The organism is Streptomyces sp. NPDC025784 (genome assembly GCF_055558435.1).
The window spans coordinates 269,863-290,974 of record NZ_JBVHMN010000003.1 but is presented as its reverse complement, the minus strand read 5'-3'; the positions used below and the strand labels follow the sequence as shown (position 1 = coordinate 290,974).

The 21,112-nt window shown below is 68.4% G+C and carries 20 protein-coding genes and 2 tRNA genes; 12 read left to right on the top strand and 10 right to left on the bottom strand.

The features are described from left to right. Window positions 1-44: 44 nt before the first annotated feature. Window positions 45-131: transfer RNA gene (locus ACZ4IF_RS10860), tRNA-Leu, on the bottom strand. A 415-nt stretch (window positions 132-546) separates the two neighbouring features. Here ACZ4IF_RS10860 and ACZ4IF_RS10855 point away from each other — a divergent pair. From ACZ4IF_RS10855 to ACZ4IF_RS10820, 8 genes are all read left to right on the top strand, one after another. Beyond that, window positions 547-681 (top strand): hypothetical protein, encoded by a 135-nt coding sequence (locus tag ACZ4IF_RS10855; RefSeq protein WP_467561492.1) that lies wholly within the window; start codon window positions 547-549, stop codon window positions 679-681. Beyond that, complete coding sequence (locus ACZ4IF_RS10850) at window positions 669-1,505, top strand: DUF3662 and FHA domain-containing protein (RefSeq protein ID WP_359489054.1); 837 nt, start codon at window positions 669-671, stop codon at window positions 1,503-1,505. The genes ACZ4IF_RS10855 and ACZ4IF_RS10850 overlap by 13 nt, the downstream gene beginning before the upstream one ends. 10 nt (window positions 1,506-1,515) lie before the next feature. Next, window positions 1,516-2,037: an FHA domain-containing protein FhaB/FipA gene (locus tag ACZ4IF_RS10845; RefSeq protein ID WP_095935472.1), complete on the top strand. Its 522-nt coding sequence runs from the start codon at window positions 1,516-1,518 to the stop codon at window positions 2,035-2,037. 120 nt (window positions 2,038-2,157) lie between these two features. Continuing rightward, complete coding sequence (locus ACZ4IF_RS10840) at window positions 2,158-3,699, top strand: Stp1/IreP family PP2C-type Ser/Thr phosphatase (RefSeq protein WP_467561489.1); 1,542 nt, start codon at window positions 2,158-2,160, stop codon at window positions 3,697-3,699. A gap of 26 nt (window positions 3,700-3,725) precedes the next feature. Next, window positions 3,726-5,165, top strand: a complete 1,440-nt coding sequence (locus tag ACZ4IF_RS10835) for an FtsW/RodA/SpoVE family cell cycle protein (protein WP_345640132.1) — start codon at window positions 3,726-3,728, stop codon at window positions 5,163-5,165. Continuing rightward, window positions 5,162-6,631: a peptidoglycan D,D-transpeptidase FtsI family protein gene (locus ACZ4IF_RS10830; protein WP_359489049.1), complete on the top strand. Its 1,470-nt coding sequence runs from the start codon at window positions 5,162-5,164 to the stop codon at window positions 6,629-6,631. Before ACZ4IF_RS10835 ends, ACZ4IF_RS10830 begins: the two co-directional genes overlap by 4 nt. 170 nt (window positions 6,632-6,801) lie before the next feature. Next, complete coding sequence (gene pknB, locus ACZ4IF_RS10825; protein WP_467561486.1) at window positions 6,802-8,784, top strand: Stk1 family PASTA domain-containing Ser/Thr kinase; 1,983 nt, start codon at window positions 6,802-6,804, stop codon at window positions 8,782-8,784. A 305-nt stretch (window positions 8,785-9,089) separates the two neighbouring features. Next, window positions 9,090-9,455, top strand: a complete 366-nt coding sequence (locus ACZ4IF_RS10820; RefSeq protein WP_095935468.1) for a hypothetical protein — start codon at window positions 9,090-9,092, stop codon at window positions 9,453-9,455. A gap of 141 nt (window positions 9,456-9,596) precedes the next feature. Here the strand turns inward: ACZ4IF_RS10820 and ACZ4IF_RS10815 are convergent, their stop codons facing one another. The 6 genes from ACZ4IF_RS10815 to ACZ4IF_RS10790 all read right to left on the bottom strand — a co-directional run bounded on the left by ACZ4IF_RS10815 (window position 9,597) and on the right by ACZ4IF_RS10790 (window position 14,167). Then, window positions 9,597-10,358 (bottom strand): class E sortase, encoded by a 762-nt coding sequence (locus tag ACZ4IF_RS10815; RefSeq protein WP_467561484.1) that lies wholly within the window; start codon window positions 10,356-10,358, stop codon window positions 9,597-9,599. Between the two features lie 86 nt (window positions 10,359-10,444). Further along, the gene (locus tag ACZ4IF_RS10810) at window positions 10,445-11,776 is read right to left on the bottom strand and encodes a class E sortase (protein WP_467561482.1); all 1,332 of its coding nucleotides are present in this window, start codon (window positions 11,774-11,776) and stop codon (window positions 10,445-10,447) included. Further along, window positions 11,773-12,411, bottom strand: a complete 639-nt coding sequence (locus ACZ4IF_RS10805; protein ID WP_467561480.1) for an aminodeoxychorismate/anthranilate synthase component II — start codon at window positions 12,409-12,411, stop codon at window positions 11,773-11,775. The genes ACZ4IF_RS10810 and ACZ4IF_RS10805 overlap by 4 nt, the downstream gene beginning before the upstream one ends. Then, window positions 12,408-12,617, bottom strand: coding sequence for a hypothetical protein (locus tag ACZ4IF_RS10800; protein WP_095935464.1), 210 nt, complete (start codon window positions 12,615-12,617; stop codon window positions 12,408-12,410). Before ACZ4IF_RS10800 ends, ACZ4IF_RS10805 begins: the two co-directional genes overlap by 4 nt. A 25-nt stretch (window positions 12,618-12,642) precedes the next feature. After that, window positions 12,643-13,341 carry a class E sortase gene (locus tag ACZ4IF_RS10795; RefSeq protein WP_467561775.1) on the bottom strand — a complete coding sequence of 233 codons (699 nt, stop codon included), beginning with the start codon at window positions 13,339-13,341 and terminating at the stop codon, window positions 12,643-12,645. 46 nt (window positions 13,342-13,387) lie between these two features. Next, window positions 13,388-14,167 (bottom strand): DUF881 domain-containing protein, encoded by a 780-nt coding sequence (locus ACZ4IF_RS10790; RefSeq protein ID WP_467561478.1) that lies wholly within the window; start codon window positions 14,165-14,167, stop codon window positions 13,388-13,390. A 142-nt stretch (window positions 14,168-14,309) separates the two neighbouring features. On the opposite strand from ACZ4IF_RS10790, the gene crgA reads away from it, so the two are divergent. Continuing rightward, a complete protein-coding gene (gene crgA, locus ACZ4IF_RS10785; RefSeq protein WP_028799370.1) occupies window positions 14,310-14,564 on the top strand; it encodes a cell division protein CrgA in 255 nt (84 codons plus the stop codon). A gap of 275 nt (window positions 14,565-14,839) precedes the next feature. On the opposite strand, the gene ACZ4IF_RS10780 is transcribed toward crgA, so the two are convergent. Continuing rightward, a complete protein-coding gene (locus ACZ4IF_RS10780; RefSeq protein WP_467561476.1) occupies window positions 14,840-15,748 on the bottom strand; it encodes a rhomboid family intramembrane serine protease in 909 nt (302 codons plus the stop codon). Between the two features lie 154 nt (window positions 15,749-15,902). Then, window positions 15,903-16,430: a peptidylprolyl isomerase gene (locus ACZ4IF_RS10775; protein WP_359489033.1), complete on the bottom strand. Its 528-nt coding sequence runs from the start codon at window positions 16,428-16,430 to the stop codon at window positions 15,903-15,905. Between the two features lie 438 nt (window positions 16,431-16,868). On the opposite strand from ACZ4IF_RS10775, the gene ACZ4IF_RS10770 reads away from it, so the two are divergent. After that, window positions 16,869-17,570: a DUF5324 family protein gene (locus ACZ4IF_RS10770; protein ID WP_095935460.1), complete on the top strand. Its 702-nt coding sequence runs from the start codon at window positions 16,869-16,871 to the stop codon at window positions 17,568-17,570. Between the two features lie 524 nt (window positions 17,571-18,094). On the opposite strand, the gene ACZ4IF_RS10765 is transcribed toward ACZ4IF_RS10770, so the two are convergent. Beyond that, window positions 18,095-18,167, bottom strand: a tRNA-Ala gene (locus ACZ4IF_RS10765). Window positions 18,168-18,349: 182 nt separating this feature from the next. On the opposite strand from ACZ4IF_RS10765, the gene ACZ4IF_RS10760 reads away from it, so the two are divergent. After that, the gene (locus ACZ4IF_RS10760) at window positions 18,350-18,898 is read left to right on the top strand and encodes a helix-turn-helix domain-containing protein (protein WP_028799374.1); all 549 of its coding nucleotides are present in this window, start codon (window positions 18,350-18,352) and stop codon (window positions 18,896-18,898) included. 143 nt (window positions 18,899-19,041) lie between these two features. Further along, on the top strand, window positions 19,042-21,066 hold the full coding sequence (locus ACZ4IF_RS10755) for a serine/threonine-protein kinase (RefSeq protein ID WP_467561473.1): 2,025 nt from the start codon (window positions 19,042-19,044) through the stop codon (window positions 21,064-21,066). Window positions 21,067-21,112: the final 46 nt, after the last annotated feature.

Sequence of the window (21,112 nt, the reverse complement as noted above, 5' to 3'; positions counted from 1 at the left end):
CAACGCGAAAGCCCCGCAGGTCCAAGACCTGCGGGGCTTCCAACTGGTGCGCGAGGGGGGAGTTGAACCCCCACGCCCTTGCGGGCACTGGAACCTGAATCCAGCGCGTCTGCCTATTCCGCCACCCGCGCATTGGGTGTGTCGTCCGTCTCTCACCGAGTGGTGCGAGCGCCTGCCGACATCCAGAACATTAGCACGCTGTCAGGGGTGGATTCACATCCCTTTCCCGCTGCCCCGGGGGCCCGCCGACCCCGCTCCAACCCAGGCCACCTCGCCCATGAGGGCCTCCGCGCCCGCCGCACGTCTCGACCGGAACCTGTTCACGTATCAACCTCGTACCGGTCCTGAGCATCTCCCCAGGAGCCGGACGGCCCGCACAGTCAGGTGCGGGACACTGGTTGTGGGGCGCCTCTACGATCCTGGGCAGGAGTAGTGCCGGGAAGAGTTCGAAGAGGGGTCCCCGCGGGAACCTCGGGAGGGGACTTCGGAAGGCGTCGACAACCCGTCGACCGGGCCGACAGGGGGAACCAGCCGATTTCCCGACGCGTGGATACGATCAGTAAGCAGTACCAGGACGACAGCGACAGGCAGTACCGGGACAGCGTCCGCCGCCAGGACGACGAAGGCAGCAAGCTGTACCAGGACGGCTACGAAGGAGGAGGTGCCCCATGGGAGTCCTGAAGAAGTTCGAGCAGCGTCTCGAAGGTCTGGTCAACGGCACCTTCGCCAAGGTGTTCAAGTCCGAGGTCCAGCCCGTGGAGATCGCCGGCGCGCTCCAGCGCGAGTGCGACAACAACGCCACGATCTGGAACCGCGACCGGACCGTCGTCCCCAACGACTTCATCGTGGAGCTGAGCACGCCGGACTTCGAGCGCCTCAGCCCCTACTCCGGCCAGCTCGGCGACGAGCTCGCCGGCATGGTGCGCGACTACGCGAAGCAGCAGCGCTACACCTTCATGGGCCCCATCAAGGTCCACCTGGAGAAGGCGGACGACCTCGACACCGGTCTGTACCGGGTGCGCAGCCGTACGCTCGCCTCCTCCACCAGTCAGGCTCCGGAGCGTGCCCCCGCGGGCCCGGCCCCTGCGGCCCCCCGCGGCCAGGGTGGCTACGGCTACCCGCCCGCGGCCGCTCCTCCCATGCCGTCCACGCCGCCGCCCGGCGGCCGACCCGGAGGCGCGCCCATGGGGGCCCGGCCGCCGGCCGGTCCCGGACCCGGCGCCCGTACACGGCACTGGATCGAGATCAATGGCACCCGCCATCAGATCTCCCGCCCGACGCTGGTGCTGGGTCGCAGCACCGACGCCGACGTGCGGATCGACGACCCCGGCGTCTCGCGCCGGCACTGTGAGATCCGGACCGGAACGCCCTCGACGATCCAGGATCTCGGGTCCACCAACGGCATCGTGGTGGACGGGCAGCACACCACCCGCGCTACGCTCCGCGACGGCTCGCGGATCGTCGTGGGCAGCACCACCATCATTTACCGGCAAGCCGAAGGGTGAAGCGGGGGCAATGTCAGAGCTGACCCTCACGGTCATGCGGCTGGGTTTCCTGGCCGTACTGTGGCTGTTCGTGATCGTGGCCGTGCAGGTCATTCGCAGCGACCTGTTCGGAACGCGCGTCACACAGCGCGGCTCGCGCCGGGACGCCTCCCGGCAGCAGCCGGCCGCACGCCAGGCCGCGCCTCCGCCCCAACGCCAGCAGCAGCCGCCGAGCAGCGGCGGCCGGCAGCGCCGCGGTGCCCCCACCAAGCTGGTCGTCTCCGAGGGCACCCTCACAGGCACCACGGTGGCACTCCAGGGGCAGACGATCACGCTGGGCCGCGCGCACGACAGCACGATCGTGCTGGACGACGACTACGCGTCCAGCAGGCATGCCAGGATCTACCCGGACCGGGACGGCCAGTGGATCGTCGAGGACCTCGGCTCCACCAATGGCACGTATCTCGACCGGAGCCGACTGACGACTCCCACGCCCGTACCGCTGGGCGCGCCGATCCGCATCGGCAAGACCGTCATCGAGCTGCGGAAGTAGTACGACAATGAGCGAGCGGAGCGAGCACGCAGCGGCGGTCCACACGACGGACCCCGGCGCGCTCCCGACCGGAGGGTGGGCACCGTGCGGATGTACCCGGAGCCGACGGGCGAGGTGCGCATGAGTCTGTCACTGCGCTTTGCCGCCGGATCGCACAAAGGCATGATCCGTGAGGGCAACGAGGACTCGGGCTACGCCGGTCCGAGGCTGCTCGCGATCGCCGACGGGATGGGCGGCCAGGCCGCCGGCGAGGTCGCCAGTTCCGAGGTGATCTCCACCATCGTCGCGCTCGACGACGACGTGCCCGGCTCCGACATCCTCACCTCGCTCGGCACCGCCGTGCAGCGGGCGAACGACCAGCTCCGGATGATGGTCGAGGAGGACCCCCAGCTCGAAGGCATGGGGACCACCCTCACGGCACTGCTGTGGACCGGCCAGCGCCTGGGCCTCGTGCACGTCGGCGACTCCCGCGCGTATCTGCTGCGGGACGGCGTGCTGACGCAGATCACCCAGGACCACACCTGGGTGCAGCGGCTCGTCGACGAGGGACGCATCACCGAGGAGGAGGCCACCACCCACCCGCAGCGCTCCCTGCTGATGCGCGCGCTGGGCAGTGGCGAACACGTCGAGCCCGACCTCTCGATCCGCGAGGTCCGCGCCGGCGACCGCTACCTGATCTGCTCCGACGGCCTCAGCGGCGTCGTCTCCCATCAGACGATGGAGGACACCCTCGCCAGCTACCAGGGCCCGCAGGAGACCGTGCAGGAGCTCATCCAGCTCGCGCTGCGCGGCGGTGGCCCGGACAACATCACGGTCATCGTGGCCGACGTCCTCGACATCGACTCCGGGGACACCCTGGCCGGGCAGCTGTCCGACACCCCGGTCGTGGTGGGCGCGGTCGCCGAGAACCAGCACCAGCTGCACGACAACGGCGCCATGCAGACGCCCGCGGGCCGCGCCTCCAACCTCGGCCGCCCGGTGCCCGGGCAGGGCGGGGGCGGCGAGTTCGGCCCGCCCGGCAGCGGCGACACCACCGGGTACGTGCCGACGGACGGCTTCAACGCCTACTCCGACGAGGACTTCGTCAAGCCCCGTACCGGGCGCAAGTGGCTGAAGCGGTCCTTCTACATCACGCTGGCCCTCGCCGTGATCGGCGGCGGGCTGTACGGCGGCTACCGCTGGACACAGACGCAGTACTACGTCGGCACCAAGGGCGAGCACGTCGCCCTGTACCGGGGCATCAGCCAGGACCTGGCCTGGGTCTCGCTCTCGAAGGTGGAGAAGGACCACCCCGAGATCGAACTCAAGTACCTGCCGCCGTACCAGCAGAAGCAGGTCGAGGCGACCATCGCCGAAGGCGGCCTGGGCGACGCCCAGTCGAAGATCGACGAGCTCGCCGTGCAGGCGTCCGCGTGCAAGAAGGACGCCGAGCGCCGCCGCGCCGAGACCGACAAGAACGCGAAGACCGGTGAGGGCGAGGCCGGCGGGACCACGGGAACCACAAAGACCTCCCTCACGTCCAAGGCGACGTCCACGCCGACGCCGACGCCGTCGAACTCGGCACCGTCGTCCTCCAAGTCCACGACCGCACCCACTCCCACACCCGGCCCCAGCCTCTCCGACGAAGAGCAGAAGCTGGTCTCGCTGTGCGGTAAGCAGTAAGCAGCCGTGAGGGGCCCTGTCACACGATGAGCAGTAGTACCAACACGCCGACGCACCACACGTCCACGATCGGCTCGATCGGCACACCGAGCCGGCGCAACACCGAGCTGGCACTGCTGGTGTTCGCCGTTGTCATCCCGGTGTTCGCCTATGCCAACGTGGGCCTCGCCATCAACGACGAGGTCCCCGCGGGCCTGCTGAGCTACGGCCTGGGCCTCGGTCTGCTGGCCGGCGTGGGCCACCTCGTCGTGCGCAAGTTCGCGCCGTACGCCGACCCGCTCCTGCTGCCGCTGGCCACGCTGCTCAACGGCCTCGGCCTGGTGATCATCTGGCGGCTCGACCAGTCCAAGCTGCTGCAGTCGATCGACCAGGCGGGCACCGCGGCGCCGCGCCAGCTGCTCTACACGGCGCTGGGTATCGCCCTCTTCGTCGTCGTGCTGATCTTCCTGAAGGACCACCGCGTCCTGCAGCGCTACACGTACATCTCCATGGTCGGCGCGCTGTTCCTGCTGCTGCTCCCCCTGGTCCCGGGCCTCGGCGCCAACATCTACGGCGCCAAGATCTGGATCTCCGTCGCCGGCTTCTCCATCCAGCCCGGTGAGTTCGCGAAGATCGTCCTGGCGATCTTCTTCGCCGGCTACCTGATGGTGAAGCGGGACGCGCTCGCGCTGGCCAGCCGCCGCTTCATGGGCCTGTACCTGCCGCGCGGCCGCGACCTCGGCCCGATCCTCGTGGTCTGGTTCATCTCGATCCTGATCCTGGTCTTCGAGACCGACCTCGGTACGTCGCTGCTGTTCTTCGGAATGTTCGTCATCATGCTGTACGTCGCCACCGAGCGGACCAGCTGGATCGTCTTCGGTCTGCTGATGTCCGCGGCCGGCGCCGTCGGTGTGGCCTCCTTCGAACCGCACGTCCAGCAGCGTGTCCAGGCCTGGCTCGACCCCATGCGCGAGTACAAGCTGAGCCAGGCCGGCGCCCCCGGCGTCCACTCCGAGCAGGCCATGCAGGCGCTGTGGGCCTTCGGCTCCGGCGGGACCCTCGGCACCGGCCTCGGCCAGGGCCACTCCGAGCTCATCCGGTTCGCCGCCAACTCCGACTTCATCCTCGCCACCTTCGGCGAGGAGCTCGGCCTGGCCGGCATCATGGCGATCCTGCTGATCTACGGCCTGATCGTCGAGCGCGGCATCCGCACCGCCCTGGCCGCCCGGGACCCGTTCGGCAAGCTCCTCGCCGTCGGCCTGTCCGGCGCCTTCGGACTCCAGGTCTTCGTCGTCGCCGGCGGCGTCATGGGCCTCATCCCGCTCACCGGTATGACGATGCCGTTCCTGGCCTACGGCGGTTCCTCCGTGATCGCCAACTGGGCACTGATCGGCATCCTGATCCGGATCAGCGACACGGCCCGCAGGCCGGCGCCCGCCCCCGCTCCGAACCCCGACGCCGAGATGACCCAGGTGGTCCGCCCGTGAACAAGCCCCTGCGCCGGATCGCGATCTTCTGCGGGCTTCTCGTCCTCGCCCTGCTCATCCGCGACAACTGGCTCCAGTACGTCAAGGCCGACGAGCTGAAGGCCGACCCGAAGAACCGCCGGGTGAACATCGAGCGCTACGCCACCCCGCGCGGCGACATCATCGTGGACGGCAAGGCGATCACCGGTTCCTCGAAGTCCAAGACCGGTGACTACGAGTACAAGCGCACGTACAAGGACGGGGCGATGTGGGCGCCCGTCACCGGCTACGCCTCGCAGGCCTTCGACGCCAGCCAGCTGGAGAAGCTCGAGGACGGCATCCTCACCGGCAACGACGACCGGCTCTTCTTCCGCAACACCCTGGACATGATCACGGGCAAGAAGAAGCAGGGCGGCAACGTCGTCACCACGCTGAACGCCGCCGCCCAGAAGGCGGCCTTCGAGGGCCTCGGCGACAAGAAGGGCGCCGTCGCCGCGCTCGACCCGAAGACCGGCGCGATCCTGGCGCTGGCCTCCACGCCCTCGTACGACCCGTCGGCCTTCGCCGGGAACTCCGACGACGACGCCAAGGCCTGGAACAAGCTCCAGAAGAAGAACAACGCCGACGACCCGATGCTCAACCGGGCGCTGCGCGAGACCTACCCGCCGGGCTCCACCTTCAAGGTCGTCACCGCCGCCGCGGCGCTGGAGAACGGGCTCGTCCCGAACGCGGACACCAAGACGGACTCGCCGGACCCGTGGACCATGCCGGACACCACGACCAAGCTGCCCAACGAGGGCAACCTGCCGTGCAAGGACGCCACGCTGCGGGTCGCGCTCAGGGTCTCCTGCAACACCGTCTTCGGCAAGATCGGCGCGGACCTCGGCAAGGACAAGATGCTGGAGGAGGCCAAGAAGTTCGGCTTCAACTCCGAGCAGTTCACGCCCGTGCGCTCCAACGCCTCCAACTTCCCCACGGAGATGGACAAGCCGCAGACCGCGCTGAGCTCGATCGGCCAGTTCGAGACCGCCGCGACCCCGCTGCAGATGGCCATGGTGGCGTCCGCCGTCGCCAATGACGGCACGCTCATGAAGCCGTACATGGTGAGCGAGCTGAGCACGCACAACCTGGACGTCATCTCGCAGACGGAGCCCGAGAAGATGAGCGAGCCGCTGTCCGAGGACAACGCCCAGGTCCTTCAGTCGATGATGGAGACCGTGGTCAAGTCCGGCACCGGCCAGAACGCCCAGATCCCCGGGATCACGGTCGGTGGCAAGACGGGTACGGCGCAGCACGGCATCGGAAACAGTGAGAAGCCCTACGCGTGGTTCATCTCATACGCCAAGCTGAGCGACAACAGCTCGCCGGTCGCCGTGGCCGTGGTGATCGAGGACGGCAGCGCCAACCGTGACGACATCTCCGGTGGCGGTCTCGCCGCCCCCATCGCAAGGGACGTGATGAAGGCAGTCATCGACAGCAAGAAGTGACCCCGCTCACGTCCCCTTCACATCGGTGCACGTTGCGATACCGGTCCTGTATCGGGTGACGGGCTTGGCCAGGTCACAGACTTCGAGCCGGGTACGGTATGCCCGGACGGCACACCGCCGGACCGCACGCTTGTGCGGTCGGGACCGACGGAGAGGGCTGGTAGGTAGCTATGGAAGAGCCGCGTCGCCTCGGCGGCCGGTACGAGCTGGGCCAGGTGCTCGGCCGTGGTGGCATGGCGGAGGTCTACCTCGCGCATGACACCCGGCTCGGCCGCACCGTGGCGGTGAAGACGCTGCGGGCGGACCTCGCGCGCGACCCGTCGTTCCAGGCCCGGTTCCGCCGGGAGGCCCAGTCGGCCGCCTCGCTCAACCATCCCGCGATCGTCGCCGTGTACGACACGGGTGAGGACTACATCGACGGCACCTCCATCCCGTACATCGTGATGGAGTACGTCGACGGGTCCACGCTGCGCGAGCTGCTGCACTCCGGGCGCAAGCTACTGCCCGAGCGGGCCATGGAGATGACCATCGGCATCCTCCAGGCCCTCGAGTACTCGCACCGCAACGGCATCGTCCACCGCGACATCAAGCCGGCGAACGTCATGCTGACGCGCAACGGTCAGGTCAAGGTGATGGACTTCGGCATCGCCCGCGCCATGGGCGACGCCGGCATGACGATGACGCAGACCGCGGCGGTCATCGGCACCGCTCAGTACCTCTCTCCGGAGCAGGCCAAGGGCGAGCAGGTCGACGCCCGCTCCGACCTGTACTCCACCGGCTGTCTGCTGTACGAGCTGCTGACCGTCCGGCCGCCCTTCGTCGGCGACTCCCCGGTCGCGGTCGCGTACCAGCACGTGCGGGAGGAGGCGCAGCCGCCGAGCGTCTTCGACCCCGAGATCACGCCCGAGATGGACGCGATCGTGCTGAAGGCGCTCGTCAAGGACCCGGACTACCGCTACCAGTCCGCGGACGAGATGCGCGCCGACATCGAGGCCTGCCTCGACGGCCAGCCCGTCGGGGCCACCGCGGCCATGGGCTCCGTCGGCTACGGCGGCTACCCCGACGACCAGCCGACGACGGCTCTGCGCTCCACGGACGCCCAGGCCACGTCCATGCTGCCCCCGACGAACCCGGACGACGGCGGCTACGGCTACGACGACCGCCCGGACCGCCGTCGCCAGAAGAAGAACAACACCTCGACGATCCTTCTGGTCGTCGCGGGTGTCCTCGTCCTCATCGGCGCGATCCTGATCGGCAAGTGGGCGTTCGGCGGCGGCGGGACGGGCAACGACTCGTTCAAGGCCCCGAACTTCGTGAGCCAGACACTGAACGACGCCAAGCGCATGGCCAAGAACCGCGACCTGACGCTCTCGGAGACCAGGAAGACCTGCGAGAACGAACCCAAGGGCAACATCTGCTCCCAGGATCCGGTCCCGGGGACGACGGTGAAGAAGGGCGACACCATCAATGTGGTGGTGTCGACCGGAGCGCCCAAGGTCGCGGTCCCGAGCGTCGTCGGCGACAAGCTGAGCGAGGCCAAGGCGACCCTTGAGGACGACCAGTACCAGTTCGAGGTGAAGACGAAGTTCCAGGAGTCCTCCGAGGAGCCGAACACCGTACTGGCGCAGGACCCGAAGCTCGGCGAAGAGGTGCAGAAGGGATCGACGATCACCCTCACCGTCGCCAAGGAGAAGAAGCAGTCCTCCGTCCCGGACGTGGCCGGCAAGACCTGCGACGAGGCCAAGGCGCAGATGACGGCCAACAACCTGGTCGGCGAGTGCACCGACGTCGAGACGGACGACCCGAACCTGGTCGGCAAGGTCATCCAGACCACGCCGGCGGCCGGCACCCAAGCCGACCCGAATTCCAAGGTGTCGATCCAGATCGGCAAGGCCAAGGAGCAGCAGCAGGCCACGGTGCCGCCGCTGGCGGGCCAGCGGCTCAAGGACGCCAGGAAGGCGCTCCAGGACGCCGGGCTGAGCGTCGGAAACATCAACGGTGCCCAGGACGACAACGCCCTCGTGGTGGCCTCCGACCCGCAGGCGGGCACCCAGCTCGCCCAGGGCACCGCGGTCAACCTGACCACGGTGGGCCAGAACGGCAACAACCAGGGCGGCGACAACGGCGGCATCTTCGGCGGCGTCACCGGTTGAACGACCGGGACCGGGTTCCACGCCAGGAAGTGACGTCCCACGATCGGTGAGAAGGGCCCCGGTACTCGAATCGAGTACCGGGGCCCTTCTCTGTTTCCGCACCACCTGCCGAGATTTCCGCACCGCCTGCCGTGTTTTCCTCATCGCCTGCCGTGATTTCCGCACAGCCGCGCCACGTGTCGCGCGTCACTCGCGGAAGCAATAGGCGAATGTTGATCAACTTCTCATGAATTGGTAATGTCCGGAGCGGGCGGGAAAGTGTCCGCCCGGACCGATTCGGGGGTAGAAAAATCAAGAAGCGCATTTTGGCGGTACTCGGTGCCGCCTGTTCTCTCACGTTCCTCGCGACGGGTACGGCCTCGGCCGGCACCAACAGCGGCTGGGTCTACACCACCGACTGGGACCCGGGTGGCCAGGGAGCGTTCGGCCACGACGGCGACTGTCTGACGGTGTACGACAACCAGAAGGACGGCTACAACGTCGAGATCCACCTTTTCCGGATGAGCACGTACGAGACCATCGCCGAGCTCCACACCACCCAGGGTGGCGGTTCTCACGCGTACAAGTGCTTCTCGGACAAGGTCCCGGAGAACATCAAGGTCGGCGTGCGCGTCTCCCTCATCAAGAGCGGCGACAAGTTCAGCGGATTCAAGAACAACCTCACCAGCTGAACGGCACGGTTCAGTCGTTGAATGGCTGAACAAAATGAATTGCCCGCAGTAAAAGACCGGGCCCGGAGTCGCGTAGGGGAAATGCGACTTCGGGCCCGGTTCTTGTCGTGTGTCCCTCGGGAACAGGGACACACATTCAGGTCAGCGGAGTTCCTTCGGCGGCGTCCGGTCGCTGTCGACCTTCTCCACGCGCTCCAGCTCGCCCCAGACCACGTAGCGGTAGCGGGACGTGTAGACGGGAGTGCAGGTCGTCAGGGTGATGTACTGGCCGGGCTTCTTCTTGCCGGACTGCTCGGGGACCGACTGGAGGACCTTGACGTTGAACTTCGAGGTCTCCGGGAGAATGGCGTACGCCTTGTAGACGTACCACTTGTCCTTGGTCTCGAAGACGATCACGTCGCCCTTCCTGACCTTGTCGATGTTGTGGAACTTGGCGCCGTGGCCGTCCCGGTGGGCGGCGAGGGTGAAGTTGCCGTCCTTGCCCGTCATCGGCAGCGACGACTTGACCGGGTCCGTGTAGTAGCCGGCGACACCGTCGTTGAGGACCTTGGTCGAGGTGCCCTTCTCGACGAGCACCTCGCCGTTCTTCATGGACGGGACGTGCAGGAAGCCGATGCCGGCCTTGGTGTCCAGAGCACCCGGACCGCCCTTGTCCTGCGCCCAGTTGTCACGCACCTTGTCGCCCTGCTTGTGCGCCTCGCGGTCGGCGACGACGTTCGTCCACCACAGGGAGTAGACGACGAACAGCCCGAGCACCAGACCCGCGGTGATGAGGAGTTCGCCGAAGACGCTGACCGCCATCGCGATGCGGCCGCCGCGGCGCCTCGGCCCGCCCGCGTGGTCATGGGCCGCCGAACCGGTCTGCGATCCGGCACGCTCGTCGTGGTCGGTCCTCGCTGCCACTGTGCATCTGCCCCGTCTGGTCTGTCTCAGGTTGTCTCGGGTGCTCACGCACCCACGTGCGCACATCGTCGAGCGCCCGCGCGCTCTCAGCCGACGAGCGCGTCCGGTTTGCCCTTGCTGCGCGGGCGGTCCTCGACCATCTTGCCCCAGACGATCATCCGGTACTTGCTGGTGAACTCCGGCGTGCAGGTGGTCAGTGTGATGTAACGGCCCGGCTTGGTGAAAGTCGAACCCCGGGGGATCGGGTCGAGAACGCTCGTGTTGCTCGGCGGCGTCACCGGGAGGATCGAGGTCATCTCGTAGACGTAGTAGTCGTCCTGCGTCTCGACCACGATCTCGTCCCCGGGCTTGAGCCGGTTGATGTAGCGGAACGGCTCGCCGTGCGTGTTGCGGTGCCCCGCCAGCCCGAAGTTCCCGCTCTTCGCGTCCGGCATCGCGGTCCTGGTGTCGCCCTCGCCGTAATGGCCCACCATCCCGCGGTCGAGCACCTTCGTCTTGCTGATGCCCTCCGCGATCGGCGCGACCACGTCCAGCTTGGGGATGTGCAGGATGGCGAAGCCCTGGCCCGGCGAGAAGCTCCCCGGGTTCCGCTTGCCCTTGGCCCAGTCCTCCTGGAGGTGGTGCGCGGCGCTGCCCGCCTGCTGGTGCGCCCGCACGTTGGACCACCACAGCTGGTAGGTCACGAACAGCAGCATCAGCACACCGGTGGTGATGAACACCTCGCCGATCACCCGGCTCACGACGACACCCGCACTGGGCTTGCGCGCCCGTGCCGCGCGCCGGGCCTCCAACCGGCTCAGAGGGGCCTCAGCGCCCTTCTCCGCCGATTCCAGGCCCTCCGAGGCCTCCTGGGCGCCTCCGTGCCGCCCATGGCGCCGGGCGGCCTTGCGCCGCGCCGCGCGGCCCCCCGGGGCGGGTGTGGCGCTCTCGCCTATTCGGGACTTCTCCGGCGCGTCCGGGATGCGCAGCGCCACCGTCTCGTCGTCCAACGGCAGCACGGGGGCGACCGGTTGGCCGTACGGCGCCGTGCCGGGGTCCTCGTACGGGACGGCGGCCGGTTGTTCGTACGGGACGGCCGCGGGCTTCTCGTACGACGGGGCGTACGTCTCCTCGTACGACTGCTGCTGCGCCTGTGCCGCGTGCCGCGGCGGCGTCTGTGCCGGCGGCTGGGGCTGGGGCCGGTCCTGTCCCGGGTACCGGTCGCGCGCGTACCCCTCCGGTTCGTACCAGCCTTCCTGGCGTCCCGCGGCCACGGGCTGCTCCGTTCGCGGCTGTCCCGGCAGGGGGTCCGTCAACGGGTCGGCGAGCCGGTCGACGGCCGCCTCGAAGCCCCCCGCGCCCTCGAACGCGTCAGCGCCCCCGTACGCGGCCTCGCCGCCGTAGGGGGAGCTGTCGCGCTCGGGGCGCAGTGCGGTCACGCCGTGGCCCTGCCCACCACCGGGGCGAGCCCCGCCGACCTCGCCACGGCCACCTTGTCGCCGCACTCCTCCAGCCAGTTGGCGAGCATCCGGTGGCCGTGCTCGGTCAGCACCGACTCGGGGTGGAACTGCACGCCCTCGACGGGAAGTTCGCGGTGTCTGAGGCCCATGACGATGCCGTCGTGGGTGCGGGCGGTGACTTCCAGCTCGGCCGGGACGGTCTCCGGCTCGGCGGCCAGCGAGTGGTAGCGCGTGGCGGTGAACGGGGACGGCAGGCCCGCGAAGACACCCTTGCCGTGGTGCTCGACGAGCGAGGTCTTGCCGTGCAGCAGCTCGGGCGCACGGTCCACCACACCGCCGTACGCCACCTGCATCGACTGCATGCCGAGGCAGACGCCGAAGACGGGCACTCCGGTCGCGGCGCAGTGCCGGACCATGTCGATGCAGACGCCGGCCTGTTCGGGGGCGCCCGGACCGGGTGACAGGAGCACGCCGTCGAAGCCGTCCTGGGCGTGCGTGGTCGACACCTCGTCGTTGCGGAGCACCTCGCACTCGGCGCCCAACTGGTACAGGTACTGGACCAGGTTGAAGACGAAGCTGTCGTAGTTGTCGACGACGAGAATCCGCGTGGTCACTGGTTGTCCACCGTCACATCGTTGAAGGGAAGCAGCGGCTCCGCCCACGGGAAGACGTACTGGAAGAGCACGTAGACCATCGCGAGCACGAGTACGAGCGAGATCAGTGCCCTCACCCATACGTTCCCCGGCAGATGCCGCCAGATCCAGCCGTACATGCCGTCCCTTCCGTCGCACCACGGCACCGGAGTCGCCACTCGCACCATCGGACTCCTGCCGTACTGCACCAGACTAACGGCGTAGAGCCTGCGGTTTCCCAGCCTCCACAGGCTGCGTGGAGTCGAGGTGCGCCCAGACGATCAGCCGGTGGCTGTGTCCCCACTCCGGGTCGCACGTGGTCAGCGTGAGATAGCGGCCCAGCCGCGTATACCCCGACTTACGTGGGACAGGGTCGATCACCTCAATGTCCGAGGGCAGAGTTTTGTAGGGGCCTTTGTCGATCCGATACGTGAACCACGTCGTCCCGTCGGTCAGCACCACCGCGTCACCGCGGCGCAACTCGGGAAAATCCTTGAAGGGATCCCCGTAGGTGCGCCGGTGGCCGGCCACGGCGAAGTTGCCCGTCTGCCCGAGCTGGGCCGTACCCCGGTAGTGGCCGAGCCCCTTCTTCAGGACGTCCGTGGCGGTGCCTTCGAGCAGGGGCTTGTTCCACGTGAAACCGAGCCGCGGGATGTACATCACCGCGAACGGCTTGCCGTACGTGTACGGGCCGGGTGGCTTCGGGCTCGCGGTCGCCCGAGCGCCCGACGGGGCCTGGGTCCCCCGCGCGACGGCACCCTTCGACCACTGCTTCTGCAACTCGTCGATCTGGTGATCCATCGCGTTGTCGGCCTTCACCCCGGTCCAGAACAGCACGTAGACCACGAAGAGCACGATCAGCGTGCCGACGGTGATGCACAGTTCGCTGACCGTCCGGACGACCACCCGCACCGACACAAAGGCCCCCCAGCGGCAGCTGCTCCACAGGCTCGGCGTACTACTCCACAGGCTTCGCGTAGTGGAGATCCACTGTGCCCGAGTAGCCAGGAAGAGTCACCGTCCCGTCCTCGACCACTTTCCAGCCGAGCCCGTAGACGTTGACGTAGACCATGTAGTTCTGGATCGCCGGGGAGGCGGCGAGCGCGTTCTTGAGCTTCTCGGGATCGCCGACCGCGGTGATCTTGTACGGGGGCGAGTAGACCCGGCCCTGGAGGATCAGGGTGTTGCCGACACACCGCACGGCGCTCGTGGAGATCAGCCGCTGGTCCATGACCTTGATGCCCTTGGCGCCACCCTGCCACAGCGCGTTCACGACGGCCTGGAGGTCCTGCTGGTGGATGACCAGGTAGTCGGGCTGGGGTTCGGGATAGCCCGGCAGCTTGGCCGTGGCGTTCGGCGGGGCGTCGTTGAGGGTGACCGTGACGGCCTTCCCCCTGAGCTTCTGGGTGCCGGCGTTCTCCTCCAGAGCGGCGAGCTTGGCGTCCTCCGCCTTGCTGCTGCCGTCCTCTCGTCCGGCGAGCCCGTCCACCTCGTCGCGCAGCGCACCGTTGGAGTCGTCGAGCGACGCGTTCTTGTGGCTGCGCTCCTGAATCAGGTCGGAGAGCTTCAGCAGGGAGGTGTCCGAGCGGATGTTGGTGCCCTTGGCCGTGTTGAAACTGGTGAAGAAGATCAGGCCGGCGAGAGCGAAGACGGCAGCCGTGAGCACGCGTACGGGCCGGAAACGGCGCGTACCGGCAGGACTCGTACCCGTCCCTGGGGAGTCGGCAGAATTGCTCAACGTACCCTTATCTCCTTAGGCGCCGCGGAAGCACTACGCTAACGGACGCCCGGGGGAGCGCTCAGTGTCCCCTTGTACGCTGCCCCGGAGCCCGCCCCAGTTCCCTGCGCGGCCACGCAGCGCATCGACAGGAGAGACCCTCGTGCCGAAGTCACGTATCCGCAAGAAGGCCGACTACACGCCGCCCCCGGCGAAGCAGGCGACCAACCTCAAGCTGACCAGCCGCGCCTGGGTCGCGCCCGTCATGCTGGCCATGTTCCTCATCGGCCTCGCCTGGATCGTCGTCTTCTACGTGACGGACGGCTCGCTGCCGGTGGACGCCCTGGACAACTGGAACATCGTGGTCGGCTTCGGCTTCATCGCGGCGGGATTCGGCGTCTCCACACAGTGGAAGTAGCTCTGCCCACGGCTATCCAATGAGTTATCCACAGCCGTTTTCCACAGGTGGAAAAAGAACGACGATCTGTGGATAACTCATCCGGGGTTGACGCCGGTGTGACTGACCTACCGCGATCCGCAAATCTGTTCGCCCCCTGCCTGACCTGCGAAAACTCTGGTCAGTGACAGGGGGCACAGTTGTTCCCGCACAGCGTGCACAAGATCCGCCACGATCTGTGGACAACATCGCCTCCCGGTCGAGCCGGACACGCGCTCAGTGGGCCGGAAGGACCCTCAGGTGAGCTGAGCGGTCCTGACCAGCGTCAGGACCACGACCACGGCGAGGACGACGGCGCAGACGCCGTACTGGATGGCGTTCCGGTGCTCGCGCGGCGCGTGCACCATCGCGTATCCGACGACGACGCCTCCGATGAGTCCCCCGACGTGTGCCTCCCAGGCGATGTTGAACGCCGGGCTGAAGGTGAAGACCATGTTGATCGCCAGCAGGGCGATGACCGGCCGCATGTCGTAGTTGAGCCGGCGCATCAGCACCGCCGTCGCTCCGAAGAGGCCGAAGATCGCGCCGGAGGCACCGAGCGAGGGCGAGTTGGTGGCGGCGACGAGGTAGGTCAGCGCACTGCCCGCGAGACCCGAGAGCAGATAGAGGGTGAGGTAGCGGGCGCGGCCGAGGAACGCTTCGAGCGGGCCGCCGATCCACCACAGGCTGAGCATGTTGAACAGGATGTGGACGATGCTCGCGTGCAGGAACATCGACGTCAGCATCCGGTACCACTGGCCTTCGGCGACACCCTGGATACGGCCGTCGAGCTGGGCCTGCCCGAAGAGGTAGAAGCGGTCGGTGAAGCTGTCGCCCAGCACCTGCTGCGCCACGTAGGCGGCCAGGTTCACCCCGATGAGGATCTTGGTGACGAGCCGGGGGTCGGAGGCGACTCTGCCGCCGGCGAGGGTGCGGGGCTGGTTGGCCGCCGGGGAGTGGCCGGTGCCGGAACCGGTGCGCACGCACTCGGGGCACTGGAAGCCGACAGAGGCGCTGACCATGCACTCGGGGCAGATGGCGCGCTCGCAGCGGGTGCAGCGGATACCCGTCTCACGGTCCGGATGCCGGTAGCAGGTCGGCAGGCTCTGCGCGTTCTGCGGTCCCTGGTCCCGCGGGTCCTGCGGGCTGCCTGGCGCCTGGTCCATGGGTTCCCCTCAATCTCCGTACGGCGGGCTCACGCGCGGCGAACAGGGTCTGTGTGCGCAACGCACCGCCCCGTCCATCCTTACGGATGAACGGGGCGTTTGGTTCCCTGCAGGATCCTTCGGACTCGGCGGTGCGAACCCGCTCGGCTCAGCCTCAGCGGGTCTCGACGACGACCGACTCGATGACGACGTCGTTGACGGGGCGGTCGGTGCGCGGGTTGGTCTGAGTGCTCGCGATGGCGTCCACGACCTTCTGGCTCGCCGCGTCGGCGACCTCGCCGAAGATGGTGTGCTTGCGGGTCAGCCACGCCGTCGGGGAGACGGTGATGAAGAACTGCGAGCCGTTCGTGCCCGGCCCGGCGTTGGCCATGGCCAGCAGGTACGGCTTGTCGAAGGCCAGGTCGGGGTGGAACTCGTCCTCGAACTGGTAGCCGGGGCCGCCGGTGCCGTTGCCCAGGGGGTCACCGCCCTGGATCATGAATCCGCTGATCACCCGGTGGAAGACCGTGCCGTCGTAGAGCTTGTCCGTGGACTTCGCACCCGTCGTCGGGTTGACCCACTCACGCTCGCCCTTCGCGAGTTCCACGAAGTTCCGGACCGTCTTGGGGGCGTGGTTCGGCAGGAGCCGGACTTCGATGTCGCCTTGGTTGGTCTTCAGGGTGGCGTACAGCTGCTCAGCCACGATCTGCCTTCCGTTGCCTTCTCTTGACCCCCCGATCCTCGCACGGACAGCCCTGCCCGTCCCCTGTCACCACTCTTTCAAGGGGTTTCACGCTCCCGTTGCCGGTCACCCGTTCCTCACCTCCGAGCGAAGGTCCGCGTGTGACACGAACAGAAAAACGGTCGAGTCCCTCCGGGACAGGAGCACGGCACGACGATCCGTGGCATTGTCGACGACAAGCTCCTGTTGCCCCGTATTCATCCGCTATCTCACGTGATCGACACCCGCGCGGATCTTGCTCCGAGTCACCCGGAGTCAGTACCCGTGACCCGGATGCCCGTCTTCACATGCCCCGGACCTCGCGGGCGGGCATGATCCCGATAAGGGTGGAAAGGTGAACTGTGTGTCATTGGGGGCACCTCAGACCCCCGACGTACGCCACCGAGGAGGAGGAAACCCGTGACCCGCATCGACAGCGTGCGCGCCGCGACCGGCTCGGCGAAGGACAGCGTGCTGCACGCCGCGGAAGTGGTGGCGCCCTACGCCGACACGGCCAAGGACAAGGCTTCGTACTATGCGCACGAGGCGCGCGTACGGCTCGCACCGAAGGTTTCGCAAGCCGCCGAACAGGCCCGTGTGCAGTACGACGCCCATCTCGCGCCGCGCCTGGAACAAGCCCGCACCCATGTGCCGCCGAAGGTGGACCAGGCCGCGCATGAGGCCGCCGTCCGCACCCGTATCGCGGCCCGGCAGGCCGCCGACTATTCCAGGCCGCGGATCGAACAGGCGATCGCCGCGTCCCAGCCCGTCCGGGAAGAGGCCGCGGCACGGAGCATCGCGGCCATCGCCGCGCTGCGCGGCCAGGTCTCGCCGAAGGAGATCGAGAAGCTGGTCCGCAAGCACGAGCGGCGGGCGAGGGTCGGCCGCCTCGCCAAGGGACTGGTGATCGCGGGAGTCCTCGCGGCCGGCGCTTTCGCCGCCTGGAAGTGGTGGGACAAGCAGGCCAACCCCGACTGGCTGGTCGAGCCGCCCGCCGCGACCGAAGTACCCGAAGGCGGACGCCTGACGGCGGTCGACGGCAGCGGCCGGTCCGATCTGGACCCCGAGGTTCAGGCCAAGGAGGCCGAGGAGCGGGCCGCGGAGCGCGACGACCGCCGCTGACCGACCGCTCTCAACATCGCCGTGGGGCAGGAGACTTCTCAGTTCTCCTGCCCCACGGCGATGTTTCACGTGGAACGCAGGTACATCGCCCGCCACGGGGCGCTCTCCCCGACCCATGGCCGCCCGCTCCCCGTTTACTGAGTCGGCCCGTGATGACGTTTGCAACGACCGGCATGTGCAATATCCGTGCAGATGTTGTTAACAGAATGCGTTGATACGACTACCCGCATACCTTCACGCCAGCTCACGCAAGGCGCCGGCATCGACACGCCTCGACAACCGAGCCGGAGCACGCACTCCCGCGACAGGCGCCGGGGTCACACAGTCGCCTGCATTTGCGCAAAGAAGAAGCAACGATTGCAAAGGGTTCTGTGTGACACACGTCACCATCGCTGCCGCGTGAGGCGCACCACCGGTCCCTCAGGCGCCCGAGGAAGGCCTCACCGCCGGTTCGCACCCGGACCAAAATGGGACAGAGAAAAACCGGCCAGCCGCCGAGAAAGGCGTCTGGCCGGTCCGAGATGTGGAGCCTAGGGGAGTCGAACCCCTGACATCTGCCATGCAAAGACAGCGCTCTACCAACTGAGCTAAGGCCCCGGAAGAGGAACGTCCGACCACAGGAACCACCTGTCGACGGGCGCCGCAGACCAGAGTACCGGGTCACCCCCGGGATCTCGCAAAAAGATTGGGGGTCCCCGTGGACGACCACTCTCCGTAAGATGCTCGACGTGGTTCGCTACAGCGAACCGCGGTATTTGGGGAAGCGATGGGGAGACGCAATGGACGCCGCACAGCAGGAAGCAACCGCAAGAGCCCGGGAGCTGCAGCGGAACTGGTACGGGGAGCCGTTGGGGGCGCTCTTCCGTAGGCTCATCGAGGATCTTGGGCTCAACCAGGCGCGCCTGGCCGGGGTGCTGGGCCTGTCGGCGCCCATGCTGTCGCAGCTGATGAGCGGTCAGCGAGCCAAGATCGGCAATCCGGCGGTCGTCCAGCGCGTGCAGCTTCTGCAGGACCTGGCGGGGCAGGTCGCGGACGGCAGCGTCAGCGCCGCCGAGGCGACCGAGCGCATGGACGAGATCAAGAAGTCCCAGGGGGGATCGGTGCTCAGCAACACCACGCAGTCGACGAGCAGTTCGGGCGCGCCGACGGTGAAGCGCGTGGTGCGCGAGATCCAGTCGCTGCTGCGCTCGGTGGCCGCGGCCGGGGACATCATCGACGCGGCGGACACCCTCGCCCCGACCCACCCGGAACTGGCAGAGTTCCTCCGGGTGTACGGCGCCGGCCGTACCTCCGACGCGGTCGCGCACTACCAGTCGCACCAGAGCTGAGCCGACCGCCCGGCCGCCGAACACCCTGCCGCCGAACGCACGGCAGCTGGAGACCCTCATCTTCTCCAGCTGCCCGACTCGGGCGGCCGGGCATCTCGGGAGAGGTCTCCTGACCGACCGCCGAAGGGGAGCGACACACGACCATGGGTGAGGTCTTCGCCGGCCGGTACGAACTGGTCGACCCGATCGGCCGCGGGGGAGTCGGTGCGGTCTGGCGCGCCTGGGACCACCGCCGCCGTCGGTACGTGGCCGCCAAGGTGTTGCAGCAGAGCGACGCGCACGCCTTGCTCCGCTTCGTGCGGGAGCAGGCGCTGCGGATCGATCATCCGCATGTGCTGGCTCCCGCCAGCTGGGCCGCCGACGACGACAAGGTCCTGTTCACCATGGACCTCGTCGCGGGTGGCTCCCTGGTCCACCTGGTCAATGACTACGGCCCCCTGCCCGCCCCCTTCGTCTGCGTCCTGCTCGACCAGCTGCTCGCGGGCCTCGCCGCCGTGCACGCGGAAGGCGTCATCCACCGCGACATCAAGCCCGCCAACGTGCTGCTCGAGGCGACCGGCACGGCCCGTCCGCGACTGCGGCTGTCGGACTTCGGCATCGCGATGCGCCTCGGCGAGCCACGGCTGACGGAGACGAACTACGTGGTGGGGACCCCGGGTTACTTCGCGCCCGAGCAGATGCTGGGCGCCGAACCCGACTTCCCCGCCGATCTGTTCGCCGCGGGTCTGGTCGCCCTGTATCTGCTGGAGGGCGCCAAGCCCGACGCCAAGGCGCTGATCGAGTACTTCGCCGCGCACGGCACGCCGTCCGCCCCGCGGGGCATACCCGAGCCGCTGTGGCAGGTCGTGGCCACGCTGGTGCAGCCCGACCCGCACGCGCGGTTCCGCACCGCGACGGGAGCGCGCAAGGCGCTCGCCTCGGCCGCCGAGCTGCTGCCCGAGCCCGGTCCCGACGACGAGTTGATCGAGGTGTTCGACCAACTCGGGCCGCTCCCCGAAGGGTTCGGCCCCAAGGGCCCCCTCAAGACCGCGCCGGCCGTGTCCCGGTCCCGCGCCTCCGGTCCCCTGCCCGAGGACGCCACGTCCGAGGACACCGCGTCCGAGGACACCGCGTCCGACAGCACCGCTCACGGAGACAGCGGGTACGAGGACGGCTCGTACGGGGGCGGTGTTTCCGAGAGCGGGCGGACGGGATCTCGTACCGGGTACGCGAGTGCCGAGCCGCGCGCCGATCGCATACGGCCTGCCGTCCGTGCCGGTGACGCGGAGGACGAGGCCGCCCACAGCGCCGTGCCACCGGATTCCACACCGCGCGGTGCGCAGCCGAACTCCCTTCTCGGCGAAGGGCATCCGGCGGCCGCGCTTCGCAACGGACAGCGGCCGTCCCTGTCCGGCACCGTCGAGCCGGACCCCACACCCCATACCTCGGGGCAGGAGCCCGTGCCCGGCACGGCGGGACCGAAGTCCGTGCCCGGCTCCACGCGTCCGGAGTCCGCCTCCCGGACTGTGGCCCCGGAGCCCGCGCCCCGCGCCGTAGGCACGGAGTCCGCCTTCGCTGCCGCGGGCCCGGAGTCCGTGGCCCCATCCCCCGATGGCCCGTCTCGGTCCGCGGCCGGCGCCGTCCCTCCGCTGCCGGCCTCGATGTCGGACACCGGCAGTTTCCATCTGCCTCCGCCGCGGCCGGGCCTCGCCGCAGGAGAGGCCCGGCGGCAGCCCGAGCGGGACGCCCGGCAGGTCCCACAGCAGCCGCCCCGCCCGCAGGATCAGGCACTGTCCCAGACACAGGCCCAGCAGGCATGGCACAAGGCCCAGCCGCTCGCTCCACCCGCCCCGGTCGTACCGCCCGTGCCCGCTCCCCTGCATCCCCCGGCCTTCGAACCGACGCCGACCCCCACGCCCACCGCCGCGCCCACTCCAACGCCCACGCACGTGCCCTCCCCCCAGCGGCCCGCGGCTCCCGCCGCCACGATGCACCAGCCCGCGTACGCCTCTACTGCTTCATACACCGCTCGGTCCCCGCAGGTTCCGCCTCAGGCGCGACGGGTTCCGGTGCATCGTGCGAGGCGGGCCCGGCCACGTCCCGGACCGCCCGCCAAGGTGGCCGTCCCGATGTTCCTCATCGCGCTGGCCTGCTTCGCCGTGGGCTTCTGGGCGCTCACGCAGATCTGAACAGGCATCTGAACAGGCAGATCTGGACCAGGACGATCCGAACCAG